The sequence below is a fragment of the Streptomyces tyrfis genome (genome assembly GCF_037034285.1).
In the GTDB taxonomy this organism is placed as follows: domain Bacteria; phylum Actinomycetota; class Actinomycetes; order Streptomycetales; family Streptomycetaceae; genus Streptomyces.
The window spans coordinates 74,815-100,764 of sequence record NZ_JBAGJZ010000009.1 but is presented as its reverse complement, the minus strand read 5'-3'; the positions used below and the strand labels follow the sequence as shown (position 1 = coordinate 100,764).

Annotated in this window: 24 protein-coding genes; 18 read left to right on the top strand and 6 right to left on the bottom strand. The window is 74.7% G+C overall.

The annotated features are described in order from the left end of the window. The first annotated feature begins 4 nt into the window (after nucleotides 1-4). Entirely contained in the window at nucleotides 5-922 is a 918-nt protein-coding gene (locus WA762_RS09540; RefSeq protein ID WP_335934773.1) for an HpcH/HpaI aldolase/citrate lyase family protein, read from the top strand. Beyond that, nucleotides 919-1,374, top strand: coding sequence for a MaoC family dehydratase (locus WA762_RS09535; RefSeq protein ID WP_335934772.1), 456 nt, complete (start codon nucleotides 919-921; stop codon nucleotides 1,372-1,374). The genes WA762_RS09540 and WA762_RS09535 overlap by 4 nt, the downstream gene beginning before the upstream one ends. An 80-nt stretch (nucleotides 1,375-1,454) precedes the next feature. Here the strand turns inward: WA762_RS09535 and WA762_RS09530 are convergent, their stop codons facing one another. Next, entirely contained in the window at nucleotides 1,455-1,949 is a 495-nt protein-coding gene (locus WA762_RS09530; RefSeq protein ID WP_335934771.1) for a MaoC family dehydratase, read from the bottom strand. Between the two features lie 101 nt (nucleotides 1,950-2,050). On the opposite strand from WA762_RS09530, the gene WA762_RS09525 reads away from it, so the two are divergent. The 6 genes from WA762_RS09525 to WA762_RS09500 all read left to right on the top strand — a co-directional run bounded on the left by WA762_RS09525 (nucleotide 2,051) and on the right by WA762_RS09500 (nucleotide 7,824). Further along, on the top strand, nucleotides 2,051-3,583 hold the full coding sequence (locus tag WA762_RS09525; RefSeq protein WP_335934770.1) for an acyl-CoA carboxylase subunit beta: 1,533 nt from the start codon (nucleotides 2,051-2,053) through the stop codon (nucleotides 3,581-3,583). Nucleotides 3,584-3,614: 31 nt separating this feature from the next. Further along, on the top strand, nucleotides 3,615-4,394 hold the full coding sequence (locus tag WA762_RS09520; protein ID WP_335934769.1) for an SDR family NAD(P)-dependent oxidoreductase: 780 nt from the start codon (nucleotides 3,615-3,617) through the stop codon (nucleotides 4,392-4,394). Between the two features lie 254 nt (nucleotides 4,395-4,648). Continuing rightward, entirely contained in the window at nucleotides 4,649-5,050 is a 402-nt protein-coding gene (locus WA762_RS09515; protein WP_335934768.1) for a cupin domain-containing protein, read from the top strand. Between the two features lie 4 nt (nucleotides 5,051-5,054). After that, nucleotides 5,055-5,846, top strand: coding sequence for a fumarylacetoacetate hydrolase family protein (locus tag WA762_RS09510; protein WP_335934766.1), 792 nt, complete (start codon nucleotides 5,055-5,057; stop codon nucleotides 5,844-5,846). Further along, complete coding sequence (locus WA762_RS09505; RefSeq protein ID WP_335934764.1) at nucleotides 5,843-6,949, top strand: NADH:flavin oxidoreductase/NADH oxidase; 1,107 nt, start codon at nucleotides 5,843-5,845, stop codon at nucleotides 6,947-6,949. Before WA762_RS09510 ends, WA762_RS09505 begins: the two co-directional genes overlap by 4 nt. Then, on the top strand, nucleotides 6,946-7,824 hold the full coding sequence (locus WA762_RS09500; protein ID WP_335934762.1) for an acyl-CoA thioesterase: 879 nt from the start codon (nucleotides 6,946-6,948) through the stop codon (nucleotides 7,822-7,824). The genes WA762_RS09505 and WA762_RS09500 overlap by 4 nt, the downstream gene beginning before the upstream one ends. Nucleotides 7,825-8,016: 192 nt before the next feature. Here the strand turns inward: WA762_RS09500 and WA762_RS09495 are convergent, their stop codons facing one another. Continuing rightward, nucleotides 8,017-8,613: a biotin transporter BioY gene (locus tag WA762_RS09495; protein WP_335934761.1), complete on the bottom strand. Its 597-nt coding sequence runs from the start codon at nucleotides 8,611-8,613 to the stop codon at nucleotides 8,017-8,019. 270 nt (nucleotides 8,614-8,883) lie between these two features. On the opposite strand from WA762_RS09495, the gene WA762_RS09490 reads away from it, so the two are divergent. After that, complete coding sequence (locus tag WA762_RS09490; protein WP_335934759.1) at nucleotides 8,884-9,249, top strand: DUF485 domain-containing protein; 366 nt, start codon at nucleotides 8,884-8,886, stop codon at nucleotides 9,247-9,249. Between the two features lie 3 nt (nucleotides 9,250-9,252). Next, nucleotides 9,253-10,896 (top strand): solute symporter family protein, encoded by a 1,644-nt coding sequence (locus WA762_RS09485; protein ID WP_335934757.1) that lies wholly within the window; start codon nucleotides 9,253-9,255, stop codon nucleotides 10,894-10,896. 136 nt (nucleotides 10,897-11,032) lie between these two features. Here the strand turns inward: WA762_RS09485 and WA762_RS09480 are convergent, their stop codons facing one another. Further along, nucleotides 11,033-13,018, bottom strand: a complete 1,986-nt coding sequence (locus WA762_RS09480; protein WP_335934756.1) for an ABC transporter ATP-binding protein — start codon at nucleotides 13,016-13,018, stop codon at nucleotides 11,033-11,035. Nucleotides 13,019-13,173: 155 nt separating this feature from the next. Here WA762_RS09480 and lxmK point away from each other — a divergent pair, with 155 nt between their 5' ends. The 5 genes from lxmK to WA762_RS09455 all read left to right on the top strand — a co-directional run bounded on the left by lxmK (nucleotide 13,174) and on the right by WA762_RS09455 (nucleotide 18,537). Beyond that, a complete protein-coding gene (gene lxmK / locus WA762_RS09475; RefSeq protein ID WP_335934754.1) occupies nucleotides 13,174-14,319 on the top strand; it encodes a class V lanthionine synthetase subunit LxmK in 1,146 nt (381 codons plus the stop codon). Further along, nucleotides 14,316-15,410 (top strand): T3SS effector HopA1 family protein, encoded by a 1,095-nt coding sequence (locus WA762_RS09470; RefSeq protein WP_335934752.1) that lies wholly within the window; start codon nucleotides 14,316-14,318, stop codon nucleotides 15,408-15,410. Before lxmK ends, WA762_RS09470 begins: the two co-directional genes overlap by 4 nt. A 212-nt stretch (nucleotides 15,411-15,622) precedes the next feature. After that, a complete protein-coding gene (locus WA762_RS09465; RefSeq protein ID WP_335934750.1) occupies nucleotides 15,623-16,609 on the top strand; it encodes an LLM class flavin-dependent oxidoreductase in 987 nt (328 codons plus the stop codon). Continuing rightward, nucleotides 16,602-17,357, top strand: a complete 756-nt coding sequence (locus WA762_RS09460) for a flavoprotein (RefSeq protein WP_335934749.1) — start codon at nucleotides 16,602-16,604, stop codon at nucleotides 17,355-17,357. Before WA762_RS09465 ends, WA762_RS09460 begins: the two co-directional genes overlap by 8 nt. 55 nt (nucleotides 17,358-17,412) lie before the next feature. Further along, nucleotides 17,413-18,537 (top strand): hypothetical protein, encoded by a 1,125-nt coding sequence (locus tag WA762_RS09455; RefSeq protein ID WP_335934748.1) that lies wholly within the window; start codon nucleotides 17,413-17,415, stop codon nucleotides 18,535-18,537. 277 nt (nucleotides 18,538-18,814) lie between these two features. On the opposite strand, the gene WA762_RS09450 is transcribed toward WA762_RS09455, so the two are convergent. After that, nucleotides 18,815-20,035 carry a helix-turn-helix domain-containing protein gene (locus WA762_RS09450; RefSeq protein ID WP_335934747.1) on the bottom strand — a complete coding sequence of 407 codons (1,221 nt, stop codon included), beginning with the start codon at nucleotides 20,033-20,035 and terminating at the stop codon, nucleotides 18,815-18,817. Between the two features lie 317 nt (nucleotides 20,036-20,352). Between WA762_RS09450 and WA762_RS09445 the strand changes: the two genes are divergently transcribed. The 3 genes from WA762_RS09445 to WA762_RS09435 all read left to right on the top strand — a co-directional run bounded on the left by WA762_RS09445 (nucleotide 20,353) and on the right by WA762_RS09435 (nucleotide 21,149). Continuing rightward, entirely contained in the window at nucleotides 20,353-20,508 is a 156-nt protein-coding gene (locus WA762_RS09445; RefSeq protein ID WP_335934746.1) for an LxmA leader domain family RiPP, read from the top strand. A 301-nt stretch (nucleotides 20,509-20,809) separates the two neighbouring features. Continuing rightward, nucleotides 20,810-20,968, top strand: a complete 159-nt coding sequence (locus WA762_RS09440) for an LxmA leader domain family RiPP (protein ID WP_335934744.1) — start codon at nucleotides 20,810-20,812, stop codon at nucleotides 20,966-20,968. A 28-nt stretch (nucleotides 20,969-20,996) separates the two neighbouring features. Further along, nucleotides 20,997-21,149, top strand: a complete 153-nt coding sequence (locus tag WA762_RS09435; RefSeq protein ID WP_335934742.1) for an LxmA leader domain family RiPP — start codon at nucleotides 20,997-20,999, stop codon at nucleotides 21,147-21,149. 292 nt (nucleotides 21,150-21,441) lie between these two features. Here the strand turns inward: WA762_RS09435 and WA762_RS09430 are convergent, their stop codons facing one another. Continuing rightward, complete coding sequence (locus WA762_RS09430; RefSeq protein ID WP_335934739.1) at nucleotides 21,442-22,584, bottom strand: hypothetical protein; 1,143 nt, start codon at nucleotides 22,582-22,584, stop codon at nucleotides 21,442-21,444. A gap of 227 nt (nucleotides 22,585-22,811) precedes the next feature. After that, nucleotides 22,812-25,748 carry an ATP-binding protein gene (locus tag WA762_RS09425; protein ID WP_335934738.1) on the bottom strand — a complete coding sequence of 979 codons (2,937 nt, stop codon included), beginning with the start codon at nucleotides 25,746-25,748 and terminating at the stop codon, nucleotides 22,812-22,814. Between the last annotated feature and the right edge of the window lie 202 nt (nucleotides 25,749-25,950).

Here is a 25,950-nt window from a genome sequence, read left to right as displayed (position 1 = left end):
ACCGATGACGCCCATGAAGCCCTACCGGTCCCTGCTGTTCGTCCCCGGCCACAAACCCGACTGGGTGGACAAGGCCCTGGCGGCGGGCGCCGACGCGCTGATCCTCGACCTGGAGGACGCCGTGCCCGAAGCCGCCAAGGAGCAGGCGCGCCGGGCCGTGGCCGACTCCGTGGACCGCCTCGCGGGCGGCCCGGCCGGTGTGTTCGTACGCGTCAACCCGCTGGACACCGACCACTTCGCCCGCGACGTCGCCGCGGTGGTGCGCCCCGGGCTGACCGGGCTGCTGCTCCCCAAGCTCTCGGGGCGCGACGACGTCGTGGCCTACGACGCCCTGGTGTCGGCCGCCGAGATCGAACGCGGCATGCCGCGCGGGCGGGTGGGGCTGGTGCCCTCGCTGGAGACCGCGCGCTCGCTGGCCGCGGTCGACGAGATCGCCGCCGCCCCCCGGGTGGTCTCGCTGATGGCCGCGGCGGCCAAGGACGCCGACGTCTCGCGCGAGGTCGGCTTCATCTGGACCCCGGAGGGGCTGGAGACGCTCTACCTGCGCGGCAAGGTCGTGCTCGCGGCGCGCGCCGCCGGGCTGCGGCACGTCGTACTGGGGCTCTGGCAGGACGTCCGGGACCTGGAGGGGCTGCGGGAGTTCGCCCGCGCCAACCGCCGGCTCGGCTACGGCGGCCAGGTCCTCATCCATCCGTCCCATGTCGCCGTGGTCAACCGGGAGTACGGGCCGTCGGCGGCCGAACTCGACCGGCTCCGCCGCCTGGTGACGGCCTACGAGGACGGCGCGGCCCGCGGCCTGGGGGCCGTGACGTTCGACGGCGAGCACATCGACCTCGCCCACGCCCAGCACGCCCGGCAGATCCTCGTGCTGCACGAGGACGGCTCCGGCGACCACGACGAGGAGAAGGAGACGACCGCATGACCGGCCGATACTTCGAGGAGTTCCAGGTGGGGGACGTGGTGCGGCACGCCGCCACCAGGACCGTCACCGAGACCGACAACCTGCTCTTCACCTCGTTGACGATGAACCCCCAACCACTGCATCTGGACGAGGAGTTCGCCAAGGAGTCGATCTACGGCCGGCGCATCGTCAACAGCGTCTTCACCCTCGGCCTGGTCGCCGGGCTGCACGTCGCCGACCTCACCCTGGGCACCACGGTCGGCAACCTCGGCTTCGAGGACGTGGCGTTCCCCAAGCCGGTCTTCATCGGCGACACACTGCGGGTGGAGAGCGAGGTGCTGGAGACCAGGCCGTCGAAGTCGCGGCACGGCACCGGCATCGTGAAGCTGGAGCACCGGGCGTTCAACCAGCGCGACGAGCTGGTGTGCCGGCTGCGGCGCGCGGCGCTGATGCGGTGCGGCCCCCGGCCCTGAACACGCGCGGACGCCGAAGCCGCCGCCGGCGAGCGGATCGCCGGCGGCGGCTTCGGGCCGGGGCGCCCGGCCCCGGGCGCTCAGCCCTCGCGGCGCCTGACCAGGAAGCTGCTGCGGAAGGTCATCACCGTCTCCCGGCGCTGGTTGACGGTGCGATAGGCGAGCGTCCACACCCCGCGGCCCGGTTTCGAGGAGGGTCGCGCCTCGGTCACCTCCGCCACCGGGCGGATCGTGTCCCCGACCCGGACCGGCGCCAGGGCCCGCACCTCGTCCAGCCCCAGCCAGGCCAGGACGTTCCCGAACCGGCCCGTCTGCGTGAGCAGGCCCAGGGACAGCGACAGCGAGAGGGGCCCGTGCCCGATCCGGCCGCCGAACGGGGTCGCGGCGGCGTACTCCTCGTCCAGATGGAGCGACACCCAGTCCCCGGTCAGGCCGGCCCAGGTGACCAGGTGCGCGTCGGTGACGGTGACGCCCGGCCCCCGCAGCACGTCGCCCGTGCGCAGGTCCTCCCAGAAGTGCTCCGCCTGACCCGTCACCGTCAGGGCTCCGTCGTCCTCGACTCCGGTGGTCGTCATCGCCTCATCCTCTCTTAACTTACAAGCGTTCGTTAGCTACGCTAGACGTGCCCCCGAGGGCGGTCAAGCAGTCCTCATCCCCGGCGAATCGAATGGGAACCATGAGCGAAACAGTCCACGAGGAACTGTCCCGGCGACTCGAACAGGCCCGCCTGGGCGGGCCGGAGAAGAACCGCAGGAAGGTGCAGGAGTCCGGAAAGCTGCTGGTCCGCCAGCGGCTGGAACTCCTCTTCGACGACGGCTGGTCGTTCGAGGACGGGCTGCTGGCCCGGTTCGAGGAGGGCCTGCCCGGAGACGCGGTCGTCACCTGCGTCGGCACCGTCGACGGCCGGGAAGTGGCCGTGATCGCCAACGACTTCACCGTCAAGGCCGGCACCTGGGGCAAGCGCACCTTCGAGAAGATCACCCGCACCCAGGAGATCGCCGACGAGACCGGCATCCCGCTGGTCTACCTCTTCGACTCCGCGGGCGCCCGCATCGACGAGCAGTTCGAGAGCTACGCCGGCCGCCGCGCCTGGGGCAACATCTTCTACAACCAGGTCCAGATATCCGGCCGGGTGCCCCAGGCCTGCGCCCTGTTCGGGCCCTCCCCGGCCGGCTCGGCGTACGTCCCGGCGCTGTGCGACTACACCGTCATGGTGCGCGGCCACGCCACCGCCTACCTCGGCTCGCCCCGCCTCGCCGAGATGGTCACCGGCGAGCGGGTGACCCTGGAGGAGATGGGCGGCGCGGAGATGCACTGCCGCACCTCCGGCCTCGGGGACTGCCTCGTGGAGGACGACGAGGAGGCCATCGCCGCCCTGCGGGTGTGGCTGTCCTACCTGCCGTCCGACTGGAAGACGCCGCCGCCCGTCGCACCGGCCGCGGAACCGGGCTCGGAACGCAGCCCCCGGGAGGTCGTGCCGCTGCGCGAGTCCGAGGTATACGACGTCCACGACCTCATCGACGCCGTCTTCGACGCGGACAGCTTCTTCCCGTACAAGGAGCTGTTCGCCCCCGAGATGGTCACCGGCTTCGCCCGCCTCGACGGTCACAGCGTCGGCATCGTCGCCAACCAGCCCATGCAGCGCGGCGGCGTGATCTTCCCCGACTCCTCCGACAAGGCCGCCCGCTTCATCTGGATCTGCAACGCCTTCAACATCCCCCTGCTCTTCCTCGTGGACATCGCCGGCTACATGATCGGCTCCGAGGTCGAGCGCCAGGGCATCATCCGGCACGGCGCCAAGATGCTCTTCGCCGTCGCCGAGAGCCGCGTCCCGCGCATCGCCGTACTCGTCCGCAAGGCGTACGGCGGCGGCTACCTCGCCATGTCCGGCGCGCCCATGCGGCCCGACGCGGTCATCGCCCTGCCCACCGCCAAACCCGCCCTCATGGGCCCCGACGCGGCCGTCAACGGCATCCACTACAACCGCATCCAGGCCATCGAGGACCCCGAGGAGCGCAAGCGCTTCATCGCCGAGAAGCAGGCCGAGTACGCCGAGGGCATCGACGTCTTCAAGATCGCCAACGAGAACGCGGTCGACGCCGTGGTGCCGGCCGACGACCTGCGGCGCGAACTCATCGAACGGCTGCGCCTCTACCGACGCCGCCCGGCCGCCCCCGTGGCCCGCCGTCAGGCCGTCACCCCGGTCTGAGTCGGCCGGACACGGAAGGAAGGAGGAACGGATGAACAGCACACCGGGCACCGTGCCCGCCCCCGCCCCGGGGCAGTACCGGGGGCTCTCCGGAGTGGTCACCGGGGCCGGTTCCGGCATCGGCCGGGCCGTCGCCGAGCGCTTCCTCGCCGGCGGCGCGGAGGTGGCGGGCTGGGACCGCGACGCCGAGGCGCTCGCCCGGCTCGCGGACCACGGCGCCGCGCACACCGCCGCCGTCGACGTCCGCGACGCGGACGGACTGGCACGCGCCGCGCACGACGTGACGGAACGGTTCGGCCGGGTGGACTTCCTGGTCAACTCCGCCGGGCTGTTCCTCCAGGGCGCGCTGGCCGACACCGAGACCGACTCCGCGCGCCGCCTCTTCGACGTCAACGTCCTGGGCACCACCCTCGTCACCCGGGCCCTGCTGGAACCGCTGACCCGGGCGCGCGGCGCGGTCGTCAACATCTCCAGCACCGTGGCCATCCGGCCCAGCGCCTCCAACGCCCTCTACGCGGCCTCGAAGGCGGCCATCGCCCAGCTCACCCGCTGCTGGGCCGTCGAGCTGGCCGACCGGGGCATCCGGGTCAACGCCGTCGCCCCCGGCCCCACCCCCACCAACCTGTTCGCGGTCGCCGGCATGGACCGCGAACGCGCCGAGTCGTTCCTGCGGGAACGGGCCGGACAGATACCGCTCGGCAGGACCGGCACCGTCGAGGAGATCGCGCTGTGGATCTCCCGCCTCGCCGCCCGGGACGAGTGGACCACCGGACAGGTCGTCGCGGTCGACGGAGGCATGTCCCTGCTGTGACGCGCGGGCCCCGTACCAGTACCCGTACCCGTGTCCGTCCCCGTGACCCGCCGCCCCGCACCGGCACGGCGTGCGTACGCGCGGGGACCGCCCGCCGCGGACCCCGCACACCGCACGCCCCTCCCGCACCGCGAGCCCCGCGCCGGCGGGAACCGGCGCCGCGACAACCGACATCGGCGGGAACCGGCGTCGTGACAACCGGCGCCGACACCGACACCGACGCCGACAGAACGAGAGAACCAGGAGAGAACCACATGCCCGCGATCACCCCCATGGCGGATGAGCTCAACGCCCTGCCGCCGCTGGCGTCCCGCTACGTCAAGGTCGACGACCTGCCCTGGAAGCCCACCGGCTTCCCCGGCATCGACATGAAGGTGCTGCTGCGCGAGGAGGAGACCGGCCTGCTGACCGCCCTCTTCCGCTGGCAGCCCGGCGCCGTCCTGCCCCTGCACGAACACGTCGAGATCGAGCAGACCTGGGTGCTGGAGGGCAGCATCGTCGACGCCGAGGGCGCGACCACCACCGGCAACTTCTCCTGGCGGCCCAAGGGCAACCAGCACCGCGCCTCGGCCCCCGACGGCGCCCTGGTGCTCTGCTTCTTCCTCAAGCCCAATAAGTTCCTCGAAGGCCCCGCGGCCGGCACCACCCTGGAGTGACCGGGTGAGACTGCTCTCCTTCACCGGGGCCCGCGGGCCCTCGTGGGGCGTGCTCGACGGCGCCGGGGTCGTGGACCTCGGCGCCCGCCCGTCCCTGGAAACGCCCACGCTCGCCGACGCCCTGCGCGACGACGGCCTGATGGGCATCGCCATGAACGCCGTCGGGCTCCCGCCCGACCACGACCCGGCGGAACTGGCCCTGCTGCCCCCGGTGCCGCGTCCCGCCCGGATGTTCCACGCCGACGCCGACGACCCCGAGGCCACCTGGTCCCCCCTCGCGGGCCCCCCGGTCGCGCCCGGAGGCCGCTTCGCACCCGCCGGCCGGACCGGGGCACGCTGGCGGCCCGGGATCGCCGCGGTCGTCGGCTCCGCCGGCAGCCGGGTCCCCCCGGAGCGGGCGTCCGAGACGCTCGCCGGCTACACCTGCTACGCCGACTGGCCGGCCGGGGAGACCCGGGCCGCCGCCCTCGGCCCGTACCTGGTCACCCCCGACGAGTTCCTGACCGCCGACGGCCGCCTCACCGCGCGGATCGACGGCCGCCCGGTGCTGCGCCACGCGGTCACGCCGCTGCTCGGGGCGCTGCGGGAACTGCTCGTCCACGTCTCCGCCCGGACCGCCATGGCCCCCGGCGACGTCCTCGCCGTCACGGCGCCGGGACCGGACCGGGCGTCCCGGCGGGGATGGGCGCCGACCCCTGGCGCCCGCTGCCGGGTGGAACTGCCGCTCGCCGGGGCACTCGACACCCGCGTCGCGCACGACGCCGTACCGGACCCGCCCGGAGGAGGAACACCGTGACCCGACTGTTCGAACCGCTCACCCTGCGCGGGGCCACCCTGCGCAACCGCGCCTGGGTCAGCCCGATGTGCCAGCACTCCGCCGACGACGGCCACCCCACCGACTGGCACCTGGTCCACCTCGGATCACGGGCCGTCGGGGGCGCCGGCCTGGTGATGGCGGAGTCCACCGCGATCGACCCGGCCGGCCGCATATCCCCGTACGACACCGGGCTGTGGGACGACGCGCACATCGACTCCTGGGCCCGGGTGACCCGGTTCGTCGCCGAGCAGGGCGCGGTCCCCGCCGTGCAGCTCAGCCACGCCGGGCGCAAGGCGTCCACGCGGCGGCCGTGGACGGGGCGGGGCCCGCTGCCCGCCGCCGAGGGCGGCTGGCCCACCGTCGGCCCGTCCCCCCTCGCGCACGGCGACCTGCCGGCGCCGCGCGCCCTCACCGCCGAGGAGATCGGACGGCTGCCCGGCGCGTTCGCGGACGCGGCCGGGCGCGCCCTCGCGGCGGGCTTCGGGGCCGTCGAACTCCACGCCGCCCACGGCTATCTGCTGCACCAGTTCCTCTCCCCGCTCTCCAACCGGCGCGACGACGCCTACGGCGGCTCCTTCGCCCGCCGGACCCGCCTGGCGCTGGCCGTGGTGGAGGCGGTCCGCGAGCGGCTGCCGGACCGGGTACCGCTGCTGGTCCGGGTGTCGGCCACCGACTGGACCGACGGCGGATGGGACATCGAGCAGACCGTCGAACTCGCCCGACTGCTGAAGGAACGCGGCGTGGACCTCGTCGACACCTCCACCGGTGGGAACACCCCGTCCGCCGACATCCCCGTCGCCCCCGGCTACCAGGTGCCCTTCGCCGCGCGCATCCGCCGCGAAGCCGGCGTCCCCACCGCCGCGGTGGGCCTCATCACCACCGCCCGGCAGGCCGAGAACGTGCTCGCCGACGGCTCCGCGGACGCCGTGATGCTGGCCCGGGCGACCCTCGACGACCCCTACTGGGCACGCCGGGCGGCCCGTTCGCTGGGACGGCCGACCGCCGTCCCCATCGCCCCGTACGACCGCCCGGACCTGCGGCGCGGCACCACCTCCCCGGCGCTGCCGGGCACGGGCCGATGACCGCCGGAGAAGGTGCGCCGATCGACGAACTGCTGGACGTGCTGACGGTGCGCCCCGCCGGTTCCGACCGGTTCCTCGGCGGCGTCGGCGGGCGGGCCCTGCCACGGCTGTTCGGCGGGCAGGTCCTGGCGCAGGCGCTGCTGGCCGCCGGACGCACCGTGCCCGGCGGCCGCCGCCCGCACTCGCTGCACGCCTACTTCGTCCGCCCCGGGGACTCCGCCGTCCCGCTGGAGCTCGACGTACGGCGGCTGCGCGACGGACGGCACTTCTCCACCCGTCGAGTGACGATACGTCAGAACGGACGGGACATCGCCGAGTCGATGTCCTCCTTCCACGACGGCTCCCAGCCGGAGCCGGCCCATCAGCAGTACACCGCGCCCGGCGTGCCCGCCCCCGACGAGGTGCCGCCGCTGGAGCACTGGCTGGAACCGCACCACGACCGGCTGCCCGACTGGTGGGCCACCCCGCACCCGTTCGACCTGCGCTTCACCGAGGAGCCCACCGGCCTGACCAAGGGCCGGGTGCGCGAGCCCCGCCAGCACTTCTGGCTGCGCACCGCCGGTTCCGTGCCCGGGGACGGTCTGCTGCACGCCGCGCTGATCGCGTACGCCTCCGATCTGACGCTGCTGGACACCGCGCTGTTCCCCTCCGGCCGGTCCTGGTACGACGACCCGGTGGCCGGCGCCAGCCTCGATCACACCCTGTGGTTCCATGCCCCGCCCCGGGCGGACGACTGGCTGCTGTGCGAGCAGAGCTGCCCCGTCGGCGGCGACGGGCTGGCGCTGACGGAGTGCCGGATGACCGACCGCGCGGGCCGGCTGGTCGTCTCCGGGGCGCAGGAAGGACTCATCCGCGAGCGGCCCGCCCGGCCATGAGACGGCCGCCGCCCCTCCGGCCCGCCGACGGCCCGGGACCGCCGTACGCGGGACCGGCCGGGACGCCGTTGTGTGCCGGGCGACCCGGCCGGCGAGGGCCGCCGGTGTGGGCTGCCGACAGCCCACACCGTGCGGATCGCGGGCCCGTCGCCCCGGGGATCAGCGGGGATCAACGGCCCGTCGGCGCGGGGATCACCGGGGCGACGGCGCGGGGGACCAGCGTGCCGCCGCCGGGGCCGCGAGGGTGGCCAGCGCGACCTTCAGGAGGTCGCCCACCACGAACGGGACCAGCCCCAGGGCGATGCCCTCGGCCAACCCGGTCCCGGTCGTCGCCATGAGGACCGGGACGCCCACGGCGTACACCAGCGCCTGTGCCAGCAGGAACGCGCCGGCGCGCGGCAGCGGCGACCTCAGGAGCCCGCGCGAACGCAGCAGGCCCACGACCGCAGCCGCCGGTATCGCCCCCAGCAGATAGCCCGCCGAGGCGGCCGGGACCCCCGCGGTGTGCCCGGCGAACCAGGGCACGCCGGCGAAGCCCGCCGCCACGTACAGCACGACCGCCGCTCCGCCGCGCGCCCAGCCCAGCCCGGCCCCCACCAGCAGCACCGCGAGGGTCTGCAGGGTCACCGGGACGGGCGTGCCCGGCAGCGGGAACGCCACCTGGGCGGACGCGCCCACCGCGGCCGCCCCCGTCGTCACCAGGGCGGCCTCGCGCAGGACCCGGGCCGCCGCGCCCGGGGACGCGAGGGCCGGAGCGGCCGCCAGGGGGCCCGTCAGTCGTCGGGACATCGTCATACCTCCGTGAAGAGAGAGCCGAGGGGGAGCGGGAGTCGAGGGGGGAGGGAGTCGGGGGAGAGAGGGGAGTCGGGGGCGGGCGGAATCGGGCGATCCGGTTTACCCGGGAACTGGACCGTAAACTAGCGTACGTTCGCAAGCGAAGATAGCCTCCCGCTCGAAAGCCGCTGCAACCGCTATTTCTTGCACATCTCTTGCCTCGGACGACATCCCTGTCTAGCTTCCCTAGCTAATGCTCGTTCGTTTTCTGATCGGGAGCCGAATGTGAACGTCTCTGAGCCCGCCCGCTCGTCCCCGCCGGCGGCAGTCGACCCGGCCGCCCTCCTGGAGATCCCCGAGATGCAGGAGGTGCTGAGGCTGCGGCGGCGCTTCTTCACCCGCGCCTGGGTCGGCTTCGGCGGATCCCTGGTGGTGCTCTTCGGCTGGGCCGGGCTGTTCCGTCCGAGTTTCGGCAGCTCCGTGGGCGGCGGCGCGACCCTCGGCCTGCTGGTGGCCCTGGCCCATGTGGTCGTCGTCTTCGCCCTCACCGTCGCCTACAACCACCGGTCCCGTACGTGGGACGAACTGATCGAGCGCGGACTCGCCCGCGCCTCGGACGCGGTCGGGTCCGCGTCCCGTAAGGAGGCATGAGCCGTGTCCACGTCGGGATTCAACCCGGTCGCCCTCACCGTCAGCTGCGTCATCGTGGCGATCACCCTGATCGTCACGTATGTGGCGGCCCGCCGCACCAGGTCGGCCGACGACTTCTGGACCGCCGGCAGCAGCATCTCCGGACGCTCCAACGGCTTCGCCATCGCGGGCGACTTCCTGTCCTCGTCCTCGCTGCTGGGCTACACCGGCCTGGCCTTCCTCTTCGGCATCGACGGGGTGCTCTACGCCGTCGCCGCCTCCGGGATCTTCCTCGTCGTGCTCTTCCTGCTCGCCGAGAAGATGCGGAACCTGGCCCGGTTCACCTTCACCGACGCCCTGGCGCTGCGGCTGCGGACCCGGCCGGTGCGCACCGTCGCGGCCGTCTGCACGCTCTTCGTGAGCCTGCTGTACATGGTGGCGCAGCTGGTGGCGGGCGGGGTTCTGCTGGAGGCGCTGACGGGGATCGGCTTCGTGTGGGGCGCGACGCTCGCCGCCGCGCTGATGCTGGTCTACGTGCTCTTCGGTGGCATGCTCGCCACGACCTGGGTCCAGGTCATCAAGGCCGTGCTGCTGATGGCGGTCGTCGTCCTGCTGGTCGTCCTGGTCCTGGTGCGGATCGACGTCAATCCGCTGGGCGTGGTCCAGCGGGCCGTGGCGGAATCGCCGCACGGCTCCGGGTACCTGACGCCGGGACTGACCTTCCACCGGCCGATCGACCTGTGGTCGATGGCCGCCGCGGTCACTCTGAGCGCCGTCGGCCTTCCCCATGTCCTCATGCGGTTCTTCACCGTCCCGGACGCCCGTCAGGCACGCCGTTCCGGAGTGTGGGCGGTGGGCCTGATCGGGGGGTTCAACGTCCTGATCGCCTTCCTCGGGCTCGCCGCGCGGGCCGCGCTCGGCACCGGCGGCGAGGGGCCGGCCGGGGCCGGCGGGAACCTCGCGCTGCCGGAACTCGCGCGCTGGCTCGGCGGCGGGGACACCTTCTTCGGCGACATCCTGCTGGCGCTCGTCGCCGCCATCGGGTTCGCCACCATCCTCGCCGTCATGGCGGGCCTGGTGATGGCCGCCTCCGGCGCGGTCGCCCACGACCTGTGGAGCGGGCTGCTGCGACGGGACGAGCGACAGGAGAAGCGGGTCGGGCAGATCTCGGCCGTGGTCCTCGTCGCCGTGGCGCTGGGCGCGACCCTGGCCATCGGTAGCGGGCAGAACGTCACGTTCATCGCCACGCTGGCCACGTCGACGGCCGCGAGTTCCACCTTCCCGGTGCTGCTGCTCACCCTGACCTGGCGTCGGATGACGACCACCGGCGCCATCGTCGGCGCGATCGTCGGTCTCGTCAGCGCGCTCACCCTGATCGTGCTGGGGCCGTCGGCGTGGCCCGGCGGGCCGGAGAACGCTCCGTTCCCGCTCGCCTTCCCGGTGCTGGTGTCGGTGCCGCTCGGCTTCCTGGGCTGCGTCGCCGGCAGCCTCCTCGGCAGGGAGCGGCCCGATGTCGCAGCCTTCGAGCGGCTGCGCGCGCACGCGCTGGTCGGACGGCGGTCGTCGAGCGCCGCGGAGTCGGGCGCCACGACGGCCCACGCCCCCGCCCCCGTGGCGCCGGCCCCGGACCCGGAGCGGGTGCGGCCCGCGGACACCGCCGGGGCCTGACCGGTGCGGGCGGGCGTGGGCGGTGACGGGCCGTCCGCGCCCGCCCGTTCGTACCGGGAGCGCGCCCGGCGGCCGGGCGGGCCGGACGGACGCCCCCGGTGGTCACGCGGACTCCGGGGACGGTTCGTACGCCAGGTCAGACGCCCGCGCCCGCCCGCAGGCCGAGCCGCTGGCCGCGTACCAGCTCCGCGTACATCTCGCAGCGGTCGAGGAGCTCGTCGTGGGTGCCCGAGGCGAGGCAGCGCCCCTCGTCCAGGACGACGATGTGCCGGGCCCGGCGAACGGTCGAGATGCGGTGGGCCACGACGACCACCGCCCGGTCCCGGGACAGGCGGTCGACTACCTCGCGCAGCCGGTTCTCGTTGATGCTGTCGAGCTGGGAGGTCGGTTCGTCCAGCAGGACCACGGGGGCGTCGGTGAGCAGCACCCGGGCCAGCGCGAGCCGTTGCCGCTGGCCGCCGGAGAGGTCGTCGCCCCGGCCCACGACGGTGTCGATGCCGTCCGGCAGCAGGGCGACCGCCTCGTCGAGCCCCACCGCCGCCAGGGCGGCCCACAGGCCGTCGTCGCCGACGGGCGTGGCGCGGCCGAGCAGCAGGTTCTCCCTGACCGTGCCTTCGAGCAGGGTGAACGCCTGGTCGAGGTAGGCGATGCGGCCGCGCAGTTCGTCCAGCGGCCAGCGGGCGATGTCACGGCCGAGGAGCCGGACGGTGCCGTCGTCGGGCACGAGGAAGCGCTCGGTCAGGTTCAGCGCCGTCGACTTCCCGGCGCCCGAGGGGCCCACCAGGGCGGTGACCCCGTGCCGGGGCACGACGAAGGACAGCCCGTTGGCGGCCGGCCGGTCCCCGCCATGACGGAAGGTCACTCCGTCGAACTCGACCGCCGGCGCACCCGGGTCGACGAAACCGACGTGACTGACAGGACTGACGAGACTGAGGGGATCGACAGGACCAACGGGATTGGCAGGACTGACGGGACTGACGGGATCGGCAGGACTCACAGGGCTCACGGGACCGACGGGATCGATGGCTCCGGTGGTTCTGGCGGCTCCGGCGGAGAGCGCGGGGGCTTCCGGGCCGGGGCGGCCGTCGGCGCCCGCGTCCGGGGCGTCACGCGGTCGCCGGGGCGGGAACGGCTCGTGGAGCGCGTGCTCGCTCCGTTCATCGAGAACGTCCTCGATGCGCGACTGCGCGGCGAAGCCGAGCTGGAGGCGCGCGAAGCCGCCGGCCACCAGGCTGAGCGGCGCGACGAGTTGCAGCAGGTACAGCAGGAACGCGGCGAACTCCGCGATGCTCAGCGAACCGGCGGCGAGCCGGGCGCCGCTGCCCAGCACCACTCCGATCAGGGCCAGTTGCTGGCCGAGTCCCATGATCGGCGTGACGAACGCCTGACGGCGGGCGGCGGCCACCGCGGCATCGGCCGCGGTCGCCGCGTCCGCGTCGATGGCACCCGTGACCTGCGCCTCCGCTCGGCACGCCTTGACGGTGGCGAGGGCGCCGAGGGCGGCGGTGAAGCGCTGGGCGAGCTCGCCCAGCGCGTCCTGCTGGGCGGCGGTGCTGCGCCGGACGCCCTTGATGAAGACCGTGATCGCCAGTCCGGCCGCCGAGAAGGTGACCAGCACGATGAGCAGGAGCACCCAGTCGAGCAGGCCCATGATGACCAGGGTGGCGGTGACGGTGAGAGCGGCCATCGGCAGCTGGGTGACGCCGATGTCGACCACCGACCGCAACTGGGCGGAGTCCGAGGTGACCCGGGCGACAAGTTCACCGGAGCCGATCCTGCGGGCGCCGGACAGCGGCAGGCGCAGCGCGTGTGCCACCACCCGCTGCCGGACGGTCAGCACCATCGCCTCGCCGGCCCGGGCCAGGCAGAAGGACGACAGGGCCGACGCCACCGCGCCGGTCAGCGCCAGCAGTGTCATCAGCATGACAGAGCTTGTCACGGCCTCGTGCCGGGAGAAGCCGCTGACGATACGACGGACCACCAGCGGCACGGTGAGCGTCGCGGCGGTGGCGACGAGGGCCAGGAGCACGGCCGGGACCGTGTTCCGGCGGTTCCGCACCACCTGGCGCAGTACGCGCAGCCGGGTGCGCGGGGGTTTCGGGCGTGGCTGTTCGGCCGACATGGTCGCTCCTCCGTCGGGTCGCCGGCCTCCGCGGCGGACCGGCCGCGGGGGGTACCGACTGTGGTACCCCATCCGACCCGAAGGTTGTCAAGTTTCATGCCAAGCTTGTCCAGCTTATTGACATCGAATGGGTGGGAGGGGCTACGGTCCACGTCATGACCACTGACACCCTGGCGAGGACGGACGAGCACGCCCGCCGTCGGATCGCCCCCACGGATCTGTCCGACTTCCCCGCCGTACCGGGCCTTCTGCGGCGCCTGGGAATGGGTGCCTTCACCGAGGAGTCGCTCAGCGCCTACCCCGGCCGCAACGACAACTGGGCGGGCACCACCACCCGGGGCGGGCCGGTCTTCGTCAAACGCATCGGCGGGGAGAACGGCGAATCGCTGCGCCGGTTCCGCCGGGTCCTCGGCTTCGAACGGGCCGTCTCGACGACCGTCGACGGCGTCCCCTTTCCCCGCCCCCGCCTGATCGGATCCGACGAGGAGGCCCGGCTCCTGGCCTTCGAGCTGGTGGCGGACGCCGCCACGGGCAGCGACCTGGCCGCCCGGGACGAGTTCGGCCCCGAGGCCGCGCGGGAGGCGGGCCGGATCATCGCCGCCCTGCACACCCTGCGGCCCGCCGACCGGGCGGACCTCGACGACGCCCCGTTGCCGCTGCCGCCCCTCGGCCACCTGCGGGCGCTGCCCTGGACCCTGTACACCCGGGCCAGCGCCGGAACCCTGGACGCCTGGCGGTTGATGCAGGGCGACGCCGCGCTGCACGAGGCCCTGCGCGGGCTCAGGGCCGACGAGGCGCGCGCGCCCCGCACCCCCATCCACGGCGATCTGCGCCTGGACCAGTTCCTCACTGCCCCCGACGGCCGGATGCTGCTGACCGACTGGGAGGAGTTCCGCCACGGCGACCCGGCCCGCGACCTCGGCGGATTCGCCGGCGACTGGCTCTACCGGGCGGTCCTGAAGATCCCCGCCGGCCTTCCCCAGGCCCCCGGCGTACCCGTCTCCCACGACGAGATCGTCTCCACCGGCCTCGCCGAACTGGCCCGCGTGACCCCGCTCATCGGAGCCTTCCACCACGGCTACGCCCAGGCGCGGCCGGACGCCGCCGAACAGGACCCGGGCCTGCTCGCACGCGCCACCGCGTTCGCCGGCTGGCACCTCCTCGACCGGCTCCTCGCCACCTCCGAACGCAGCGCGCGCCTCGGAGCCGCCGAACGCGCCGCCGCCGGCATCGGCCGCACCGTCCTGCTCTCCCCGCACGCCTTCGTGTCCGTACTCGGCTGGGAGGAAACCTCGGCATGAACACCACCCCGAACACCTCCCCGAACACCCCGCCCGCGGAGGGTCCCCTGGCGCCCGCGATCCTGCGGATCCTCGAAGAGACCGTCGTCGACGACTCCGCCACCGGCGCCCTGGTCGGCGGGCGGGAGGTAACCGCCGACGACCCGCGGGCCCTGCGCGCCGCGCTCGCCTCCGCGTTCTACCGCCGCCATCACATGGGCCGCACCGACGAGGAGACGCCCGCCCCCCGATCGCCGCGGGACACCGCCCTGGAGGCACGGCTCCTCGCGGCCATGCCGCACCGCCACCTCACCCGCACCGTGGAACTCCTCGGGGACGGCGACGAGACCGGCGTCCCCGTCCTGCTGGAAGGGGTACGGGTGACGGTGGCCCGCGAGCGCGTGGACACCGTCCGGACCGCGTCCGGCGACCGCGCCCGGGTCCGCCTGGACGCCGCCCGCCCCGCCGTGTCACCGGGCTTCTTCCTCTGCGAGGGCACCGTGCCCGCCCGGGTCCGCGCCACCGGCACGCTCCGGGTCTATCTGCACGTCACCGGACCGGAAGCGGCCCCCGGGGTCTGGGCGGCCGTCCTGCGCCTGCTGGAGGAGGAACGGCTTCCCTACCGCGCCAAGATCGCCTCCTCCCGGACCGGCTACCCCCGCCAGGACGCCTGCGTCGTCTACCTGGGCCCGGAGAGCTGGGACGCGGCCGAACTCATCGCCCGCGCCGCCCGGGACCTGCCCGGACTCGGCCCCGCCGTCTCGGCCTTCGTCCGGGAACTCGCCCCCGGCGTCGGGGCCGCCTGGGAGCCCGACGACGGCCGGCCCGGCATGCGCCGGGTCAGCTTCGGCGAACACCGGGCCGCCGCGGTGGCCGCCGGCCTCACCGAGCACGCCCAGGAACCCGCCGCCCGCTCCCGCACCCGGGCCGTGCACGACTGCCTTCTGGAGGCCGGCGTCGACCCGGCCGACCCCGCCCGCAACCTCACCTCGCCGCGCGACGTGCTGCCCGCCCGGACCGTCCCGGCCGCCGCGCCGGAACGGCCCGCCGGAACACCGCCGTCGGCCGCGCCCACCGGCCTGCCGGAACCGCTCGCGACCGCCGGACGCTGAACCGCGACGGCGCTGAACCGCGGCGGCGCCGAGCTGCGACGACGCGAAACCGCGGCGACGCCGAACCGCGGTGATGCCTAACTGCGGTGATGCCGAGCCGCGGCGACGCCGAGCTGCGGTGATGCCGAGCCGCGACGGCGCTGAACCGCGACGGCGCTGAACCGCGGTGACGTCGCGCCGCGGTGACGCCGAACCACGATTGGACCCACGCCATGGTCATGTCCCCGCGGGCCACGCCCGCCGTGATGATCCCGCACCAACCGGACTGCGTCGAAGACGTCCTGCCCTACGCCGAACTCGCGGCCCGGCGCCGCGCCCGCCGCCTGTGGACGGGGCAGTCGCTGCGCCTCGACCCCCTCCAGCTCTTCGCCCACCTCGCCGGACGCGGACTGCGCCTATCCGTCGGCACCGGGGTCTCCCTGATGCCCCTGCGCACCCCGTACGACGCGGCGGCCCAGGCCCGCTCCCTGGCGCTGATCACCGGCCGCACCGTCGTCATGGGCTACGGCACCGCCACGCCCGGCTTCGTGGCCTCCCTGCACGGCGCCCCGTACCGCAGCCCGCGCACCGCCGCCACGGAGTTCCTCACCGCCGCGCGCACCCTGCTCGACGGCGACACCGTCGACCTGGCGGGCGAATACCACCGCCCGCGCACCGCGCTGACACCCACCCGCCCCCACCCGGCCGTCGAGATCGGCGCGGGCGTGCTGCGCCCCGCCATGGCCAGATCCGCCGCCCCGGTAACCGATGTCGCCATCACCTGGCTCACCCCGGCCGCGTACGTACGCGACGTCCTCGTCCCCGCGCTGCGCCAGGGCGCCGGCGACGGGTGCCCGCCCCGCGTGGCGACCGTGGTCCACCTCGCCGTCGACCGCCCCGGACGCGACCCGGCCCGCCTAGCCGGAGCCGTGGTCTCCGCCCACCTCACCGCGCCCCACTACCTCGACATGCTGCGCCGCGCGGGCGTCGCCGTACGCCCCGGGGACGACCCGCTCGCCAAGGCCGGACGGCTCGTGGACGCCGGTGTGTTCGTCTACGGCAGCCCCGCCCACATCGCCCGCGAACTGCTGCGGCACCGCGCGGCCGGCATCGACGAGGTGATCCTCAACGTCGGCGGCGTCCAGTTCACCCACGGCCTCCAGGAGGCGCTGACGGACCTGGAGGACGTGTTCACGGCCGTGGAGGAACACCATGTCTGACGACCCCGGCACGAGCACGACCGGCCCGCGCGCGGACGCGACCGGGACTCCTGCGGGACCGGCAGGACCGGCAGGACCGGCAGGCCCCGCGGGACCGGCAGGACCGGCAGGCACCGCCCCGGAGCCGCCCACGGCTCCTGACGGCGGACCGCCCACCGCGCCGTCACGGCTGCTGCTGTTCGGCACGGGGGCCCTGAGCGTGGCCTTCCTGCCCTTCTGGCTGAACTGGCTGCGCGCCAGTCACCCCCGTACCGAGGTCCGGGTGGCCGTCACCCGCAGCGCCGAACGGTTCGTCAGCAGGACCGCCCTCGGGGCGATCCTGGGCGGCGAGGTACTGCTCGACGCCTGGCCGGGCACCACCGACGCCCCGGCGCCGCGCCTGGACCACGTCGAACTCGCCGAGTGGCCGGACGCGGTGGCGGTGCACCCGGCGGGCCTGCACTTCATCGGCCGCTTCGCGTGGGGACTGGCCGACACACCCGTGCTGATGGCACTCCAGTGCACCCGCGCGGTCATCGGCATCGCCCCCGCGCTCCCGCCCGGCGCCGAGGCCGGCCCGGCCTACCGAGGCCATCTCGAAGCACTGGAACGGTACGACAACGTGCTGGTCGCGCCACCGCACCCGGGCCGCAGCGCCTCCACCGGCCGCGACGACGCCTCGGTCGCCGCCCCGCTGCCCACCCTGCTCGACCTGATGGCACGCCACCGGCCCGCGCACCGGCCGGGGGAGGGAGCCCGCGATGCCTGAGCACCACCCGGCCGCTCCTGTTCCCGCTCCTGTTCCCGCTCCTGTTCCTGTTCCTGTGCCTGTTCCCGGCACCGGCACCGGCCCCGGCACCGGCCCCGGCACCGGCGTCCGGCCGGCGCCGGGCGAGCGCCTGGTCCGCGAGCTGGGCACCCGGAACGTACTCACCGCCGTCCTCGCCGTGCCCACCGGCGGTCATGTGTGGTGCCGCCGCCCCGGACCGGCCCGCGACACCCCTCTGCCCCTGCCCGGCGCACGCCCGGCCGCGGCGGTGCGCGCGGTGTCCGCCGAGACCCCGGTCGGCCTCGCCCTGGCCCGGCCCCACCCCGGGCAGGCCGGGGTCCTGCGCTACGCCGCGCCCGGAACCCGTTCCGCCGCCGCGGTGCTCCGTGACGACCGGGACCCGCGTGCCCGGGCGGCCGTGCGGGACGCCGTGCGCGGCCTCGGAGCGACCCTGCGGGCACTGCACGCCCGCCCTGTGCCCGGGGCGCCGTCCGGCCCGCCCCCGGCGCCGGCCCGGCTCGCCCGGTGGCTGCGCGCCGGCACCGGCCCCGGGGCCGCGCCGCGTCTGCACGCCGAGGCCCGCGCCCGTCTCGGCGACCGGCGGCTGGGCCTGATCGGCGAGTGGAGCGAGGCCTCCGCCCACGGACCCGGACCATGCCGCCTGCTGCACGGCGGGCCCGCCCTCGGCGCGCTCGTCCTGCCCGCCGGACCGGGCCGCCCGGTGCTGTTCACCGGCGAGGAACTCACCGTCGGCACATGGGAGTTCGACGTGGCCTGGCAACTGGCCGAGTTCGCCGAGATGGCCGCGGGACAGCGCTGGGGCGTCTACGGCCCCGCCGACTGCACCGCCCTGGCCCGGGCCTTCCTGGAGGGTTACGGCGCGCAGCCCTCCCCGGCCGCGGCCCGCCGGGCGGTGGTCGTGCGGAGCCTCACCCACGCCCACGACTTCGCCGCGTATGTCGCGTGGCACGACCAGCTGTTCACCTATCTCGACCTGGTCGCGGAGGCCATGGAAGCGGCCCGGGCCCCGGACGCCGAGGACGGGTGGGACGCCGCGCGGGTGTGCGCGGCCACGGAGGACGGCGGCGGGGCCGCGGGGACGGCGGCGCGCCGGACGGCCCCGGGCGCGCGCGGGCGCGAAGTCGGGCCTCGGACAAGCGGTGGTCGAATGCGCGATTGACGGGCCCTGCGCCAGGCGCGCGCGGGCGCGGGGGCAGCGTCCACGCGGCGCGGCCCTCGCGTGAGGCGTCCCCGGGGAGCGCGTGGGCACGGAATGGCGGGACACCCCACCGCGCCCGGGAGCCGTTGAGCGTCCCGCGGAAACCGCCGACCGGTTCGTGGACCGCTGACCGCGCCCGCGAGCCGCTGAACGGTCGAGACGCGCCGCTGACCTGCTGCGGCGTGCCGAGGCCGACCGCGCCCGGGAAGGCCCCGGCGTCATCGTTCGGCTCCGGGGCTCAGGCCCCCTGTACCGCCGCCTCCGCGAGGGCCTTCCACGCGCGCGTGGCGAGCCCGAGGTTGCCGGAGCGCGTCGTCTCCTCCGCGATCCGCCGCAGTTCCGCCGCGGCGGACTCGCCCGCGCCGGCGGCCAGTTCCGCCTCGTGCAGCAGGATCTCGGTCCGCACGCGGTCGTGGTGGCTCATCGTGCCGGACGCGCCGAGCGCCTCGCGGCACAGGCCGATCGCGGCGGCGGGATCGCCCCGGTGGAAGGCGATCCGCGCCCGTACCGCCCACAGCTCGGACAGATACCCGGCCCCGTCCATCATGGCGAGCGCCGTCTCCGCCTCCTGGCACCAGCGTTCGGCGTCCGCGGACACCGTCCCGTGCACCTCGACGTACGCGGAGACGGCCGCGAGCCGCAGCCGGGCCCACAGCAACAGGTCGCCGCGCGCGTCGGCGAAGCCCAGGGCCTCCTCCAGCAGTGGCAGCGCCCGTTCGTGGGCGTCGCGTGCGGCATGGACCGCCGCCGCCGTCCACAGCGCACGGGCCCGGCGGCCCCCCGACATCTCCCCGGCCCGCTCCAGCAGCAGCCCGGCGTGCTCCTCGGCCTCACCGAGCCGCCCCGCCGACTCCTCCGCCGCCGCGAGGGCGAGCAGTGCCTCGGCCTGGTCGGCGCCGCCCGCGCCCGTGGCCACGGTCAGGGCCTCCCGCGCCCGCGAGACCGCGCTCTCCGTCTCTCCGAGCACCCGGTCGCAACCGGAGAGCGCGGCCAGCACCCGGACCCGCAGATGGGCGATGCCCGACTCATGGGCCACCGACCGCAGCCGCTCCAGGACGTCCCGCTGCGCGCGCACGTCGCCGAGCCGCTCATGGCCCCGGGCCAGGTACCACAGCACCTGCCAGGCGTGGTCGGCGGACACGTCGGGCAGGGCGGCGCAGGTGGTGAGCAGCCGTACCGCGTCGGCGGGCGCGCCGTCGTCGAGCGCCGTGACCGCGGCGGCCAGCAACGCGGGCGCCCGATCGGCGCCCACCGCGCCGGCGGCGACCTGGAAGACGTCGATCGTGACACCGAGCCGTTCCGCCAGGTGCGCCGCGGCCTGCGGGGTCACCGCCCGGCCGCCGGACTCCAGGCGCGAGACATAGCTCGCCGAGACCTTGGGGCCCATGAGGTCGGCCTGTGACAACCCCCGCTCGACCCGGAGCCTGCGCAGCAGCCGACCGAACTCAGGCTGGCCCAACAGTTCCATCCGCCGTCCCATCCGCGTGCGTGTCGTGCGTGTCAAGGAATGTGAACAGCTTACGGCCCCGTCGGCGGAGCGCGGGCGGCCGTCCGCACCGGGCTGGAAACCCTCGTTCCATGACGCGAAGAGGCACCCTTGCGCCCTCGATAATGACAAATGATGTCACGATCCTTGACGCACTTCCTCTCGGGGTCGTAGAAATGAGTCACGCCCCGGCCGCAGGAAGCGAACGGGCGCGCGGGGCGGGGTGCGCGTTCTGCCCGGCCCGTGAGAAGTACGACCGACCCATCGACCCGAGAAAAGAAGGAGACGCCATGTCCACCCGTGACCTCATGAACGGTTTCGTCGCCTACACCGACGTCGAGGAGCTGGCCGCGGAGCCGGTCACCGAGGTCGCCGACCAGGAGTCGACGATCGGCATCAGCCTGGTCACCATCAGCCTGGTGCACACCTACGACACGGGCTGCTGACCGCGACACGAGCCGCTGGCCCGCTCCCCCGGGGCGGCGGCAGCCGCTGCGGAATGCCCCGAGGGCTCGGGCCTCGATGTCATGACTTCATGACTCAACGTTCCTTCATGGAATCCGTGACTCGTTTAGTCATGAAAATTGACTCAGCGACTCCCTGGACTCCCTGAATCACTGTTCCCGGTGATTCAGAAGCGAGCCGGGCCCGGCGGAACGGCCGTCGCGGCCCGGGCGCCACGTACCGCCCATTTCAGTCACCACGCACCGCCCAACAGTCACCACACACCGACAGAAGGAGATGCTCATGTCCGCCCAGGACCTGATGAACGGCTACGGCGCCTACACCGACGTCGAGGAGCTGGCCGCTCAGTCGGTCATCGCCGTCGCCGACCAGGAGTCGTCGCCCACCATCTGGATCAGCGTCGGCGTGTCCGTGTCGCTCACCGCCGAGCACACCTGCTGATCCGCCGAGCGGAGCCCGAGGAGGAGACGTGAACGCCCACGACCTGATCGACGGGTACCGGGTCTTCGCGGACCCGGAGGAGCTGGCGGCGTCGGCGGCAGAGGCACTTCCGCCGACCTCGACCATCATCTCCATCACCACCACCACCGCCACCACGACGCCGTCGCCCATCAGCTTCTAGCCGGGGCGCCGGCCCGGGTGACGGAATCCGGTACGAACCCCCTGAGGGGCAGGAAGGCCAGAACCGGCCTCCTGCCCCTCAGGCGTGCGCGGGAATCCCGCTCGGGCGTCGTGCGGAATCTCCTGCGCCGGAGCTTCGTACGGCGGAGCTTCCTGCGCCGGTGCCTCGTACGGCGGAGCTTCCTGCGGCGGGGCCTCTCGCAGTGGGACTTTCCACGGCGGGACCTCCCGCGGACGTGTGCGCAGTCCTCTCGGGGTGTCGCGGAGCCGCTCCGCAACACCCCCGCCTCCGGTCAACCGGCCGGTACGGCCTCCGGGGCCAGGGCCGCGTGCCGCGCCGCCGCGACGCCCACCCCGGCCACATGCCCCTTGCGGGCGAACCCGCAGCCGGCCAGGGAGACCGCGCGGCGCGCCTCGCCCCGGCGGCCCGTCAGCCTGAACACCTCCGCCTGGTCCAGCCGGGCCAGCGCCTGCACGACGGGGGAGTCGGTCGCCTCCGCCTCGCCCACCGCGCGCTCCGCCAGCGCCAACGCCTCCCCGGCGCACCCTCGTACGGCCGCGATCCGCGCCGCCAGACCGGCGGGCCCGGCCCCGTGGACCGAACGTGCCGACCATGCCGCCCGCGCCGACCGGCCCGGTCCGCCCGCCGGGACGGTCCACGTCCCGGCCACCGGGAGCCGGTGCACCGCCTCCTCGTACCGGTCCGCGTCCGTCAGCACCCGTACGACCGCCCAGCGCGCCGCGTCCCGCAACCGGCCCAGACCGAGCGAGTCCGCCTCGTCCGCCGCCGCCTCCAGCAGGCGAACGGCCGGTCGCCGACGACCGGTCAGCGACTCGACCCGGGCGGTCAGGACGGAGAGGAGCACGCCGCCGCCCGTGGCGCCGCCGGCGCCGAGTTCCGCCGCCCCGGCGTGCGCCTCGGCCAGGGCGGTACGGGCGGCGGCCCGGCGCTCCTGCATCCCGTACAGCACCGCGAGCGGACCGGCCAGCGCCAGGCGGGCCTCCGGCCGTCCGTCGCCGTGCTCCTCCAGCAGGGCCCGGAGACGGAAGACGGCGGTGGCCACGGGCTCGGGACCGTGCCACAGCGACACGCCCAGCACATGCAGCGCGGCGATGCGCTCCGGCTCCGACCCGGCCCGCCGGGCCCACCACAACGCCGTGTCCGCCAGGGCGGTGGCCTCCGCGTGCCGGCCGAGCCGTTGCCGTGCCCGTGCGGCGCGGACGGCGCACAGGGCCCTGGCGAGCGCGTCGTCCGCGCTCCGGCCCCGCCGCGCCGCGGGCCCGGGGGCGGCCCCGGCGGCGAGGCGTCGCCCGGGGCCGCCGGACGCCGGGGAACGCGGAGCGGCGCCCGCCGCCCACAGCGCGAGCCGGAGCACGTCCGGCCGGGGCGGCCACCGGTGGCCCGGCCTCGTGCCCGTCAAGGATTCGCGTGACACCGTGTCCGTTCCCCCGCCCGGCGCCGAGTGAAGCTGCGTCAGCCCATCGAGTTCCACGGCGGCCCCCTCTCCGCGCGCTGTCCGTCGGCGCGCCGTCATCGGAATCATCCAGTCGCGCCCTCCCGCCCGCATGGGTAGACCCGACCCAGATTCGGCATCGCGTACTCCTCCACCGGGCACCCTGGCCCCGCCCTTGGCCGCGCCCCCTCGCCGCGCTCCCGGCCGCGTCAAGCGTCCTCGGCCCGCGACAGCAGCTCCTCCAAGTGCTCGAACAGGGCGCCGCGGTCCGGCAGTCCGGTCTTCTGCAACAGACTCGCCACATGCTTCTCGACCGTTCGCGGCGAGATGTGCAGCCGAGCCGCCAGCGCCTTGTTGCTGGGCCTGCCCGGCATCAACTCCAGCACCTCGAACTCCCGTGCGGTCACGCCGAGTCGGCGCAGCGCGTCCGGGATGCGATCGGTGCCGGTCCGGCGCTGGCGGACCGGCTCACCGAGCCGCCGGAGCATCGTCCGGCAGGCGCCGGCCACCGGCTTCACATCCGCCTGATGGAAGTACTCCTCGGCCTCGCGCAGCCACTCGCGCGGCCGTCCCCAGCCCTCGGACGCCGCCGGCTCGGCGACCAGCCGCAGCCCCAGGCACCGGGCCATACGGAAGGGCGCCGAGGCGATCCCCGCCTGCCGCATCGCCTCGTCCACACCGGCCGCGTCCCCCCGCCGCCCGGCGAGCACCGCCTCCGCCAGGGCGACGAAATGACGGTTCCACCGCATCCCGGCGGCGTCGGCGGCGGCCACCTTCCGCAGACGCTCCTCACCGGCCCGCCCGGCCAGCACGTCGAGCAGCAGCCCGAGGCCATGATGCCCGTCGAGGTGGAACGGACTCTGCCGACGCCCCTCCTCGGCCACGACCCGCGCCATGTCGAGCTCCGCCGCGGCACGGTCCTCCTCCAGCAGCGCGCAGAACGCGCGCCCGAGCCCGTGCGCCAGCAGTGCCTCGCGCGAGTCGTCACCGCCGTGCCGGGCGAACTCCGCGAGCGCCTCCTGCAGCAGGTCGCGCCGGCCGCGGTGCGCGGCGAGGACCACCCGGGCCATCAGCACGTAGTGCGTCACCGCGACCAGCCGCAGCCCACGGCTCTGGGCCAGGCACGCCTCCAACTCCTCCTCGGCCCGCTCGAATTCGGTCGTCAGCACCCGGTGCAGAGCCAGGACGGCGGCGGCGTTGAGCGCGAGGCTGATCGCGCCCGCCCGCAGCAGGTCCTGGTGCGCCCGGCGCAGCGGACCGTCGTCGGCCCGCGCCAGCCAGGCGTTTCCGCCGAGACCGACCAGCGAGTAGTGGCGCCAGGCCGTCAGCCCGTGCTCCACCGCGCAGTCCAGGGCCCGGCGGAAGGACGCGTCGGACTCGGCCAGATCACGCTCGCGGCCGGCGAACCCGATGATGTACCAGGACTGGCAGACGACCAGGGGCAGCGCGTTGCGCTCCGCCCGTTCCGCCGCGCTGCGGGCGAGCCGGACACAACGGTCCATCCGGTCCGCCGCCGGGCTCAGCACCGCCAGGTACGCCGCCACCGCGTCCAGCGAGGCCAGCTGCTCCTCGGTCGCGGCGCCGGGTAGGAGTTCCCGGGCCGCCGCCACCTGGGCGTCGCCCTGCTCCCAGTGCCCGGCCACCTGCGCCGCCCACGCGAGACGGATGTGCCGGCCGATCTGCCGGGTGCGGTCGCCGGGCGCGTGCGCGGTGAGTTCCTCGACCACGGCCACGGCCCGGTCGAAGCGTCCGTCGTCGGCGAGCGCCTGGAGCAGCGCTTCCAGCAGCTCGCCCAGCAACGCGTGGTGGGACGCGCCGCCGCCGTGACCGTCGAGCATCGACCGGGCGTGCTCCAGGACGGTGACGGCGGAGCCGGGCGCACCGGCGACCGTGGCCCGGAGACCGCACTCCAGATACAGCCGGGCGGCGGCCATGCGCTCACCGGCGTACTCGCGCAGGCGGGCGGCGAGCTGACACCACTCGTCCGGCAGCCCCGGATGGAGGGCCGCCACCGCATCGGCGGCCTGCCGCGCCGTCCGGGCCAGCTCACCGGGGCCGAGCCGGCTGCGCAACGCGTCCACGGCCAGCGGGTGCTGGAACGCGTACCAGCCCGGAATCCCCTCGTCCGGCGCGAGCAGCTGCGCCTCCACGGCCGACTGCACGTCGTTGAGCAGACTCTGGTCGTCCAGCCCCAGGACCTGTTGCACCGGCGTGAGCTGGAAGCGGCGGCCCAGCAGCGCCGCGACGGACAGCAGCCGCGAACCGCCGGGACCGAGCCGGTCGGCCCGGGCGCTGATCAGGCGGACCAGCGTCGGCGGCACCGAGCCGGCGGTGGTCCCCGTGAGCCGCCAGGAGTTCCGCGCGTGCACCAGCTCGCCGGTGGCGATCATGCTGTGCAGCAGTTCCTCCACCATGAGGGGGTTTCCGGCGCTGTCGTGGAGGAGCCGGTCGCAGACCGCGTCCGGCACGAGCCCGGGCCCGGTCTCCAGGCAGGAGGCCACCAGTTCGTGCACCTCGGACCCGCCGAACCGGGTGAGCGGGAACGCGACGCCGTCGCCGCGCCGGCACACCTCCTCGGCCAGCGCGTGAGCCCCGGGCGACTCGGTGCGCACCGAGGCCACCACGGCGACCGGCTGGCCCGCCAGATTGCCCGCGAGGTACTCCACCACGGCGAGGGTCTCCGGATCGGCCTCGTGCAGGTCGTCCAGCGCCAGCAGACAGCCGCGCTCCCGGCCGACCAGCGCGGTCAGCCGCAGGATCGCCTCCGCGAGCACGACCATCGACGCGTCCCCGTACTGCCCGCCGGGATCCTCCCAGTCCGGCACCAGACGCCCCAACACCCTTTGGTACGGGCCCAGTCGCCGGAGCAGGTCCGCGTCCAGCGTGCGCGCGACGGACATCAGCGCCTCGGTCAGCGGCCGGAAGGGCACCGGCGGCCCGGTGACGCTGCCCCGGCCGCGGAGCACCGGCATCTCCATGTCCACGGCGCAGCCGAGAACCTCTCTCAGCAGCCGGGACTTGCCGATCCCGGGCTCGCCCGTGAGGAAGGCGACCGTGCCGCGGCCCCGGCGGGCGTCGCCGAGCACCGTACGCAACGCCGCCAGCTCGGCAGGCCGCCCGACGAAGGCGGCGGCGCGGGTTCGCATGCGGCCGAGTCTAAGGGCTGTCCCGTAATCCGTGGTGGATCAGCGTGCGGCGTCAGATGTGGTGCGTCGCAAGGCGGAGGGGCGCCCGCATACGGGACGTATGCGGGCGTTCCGACAACGCCGCGAGGCGCCGCAGCTGTCGTCGCACGCCCGCCAGGGATTACGGGACAGCCCTTAGACTCGTGCTCATGTCAGGGAATCG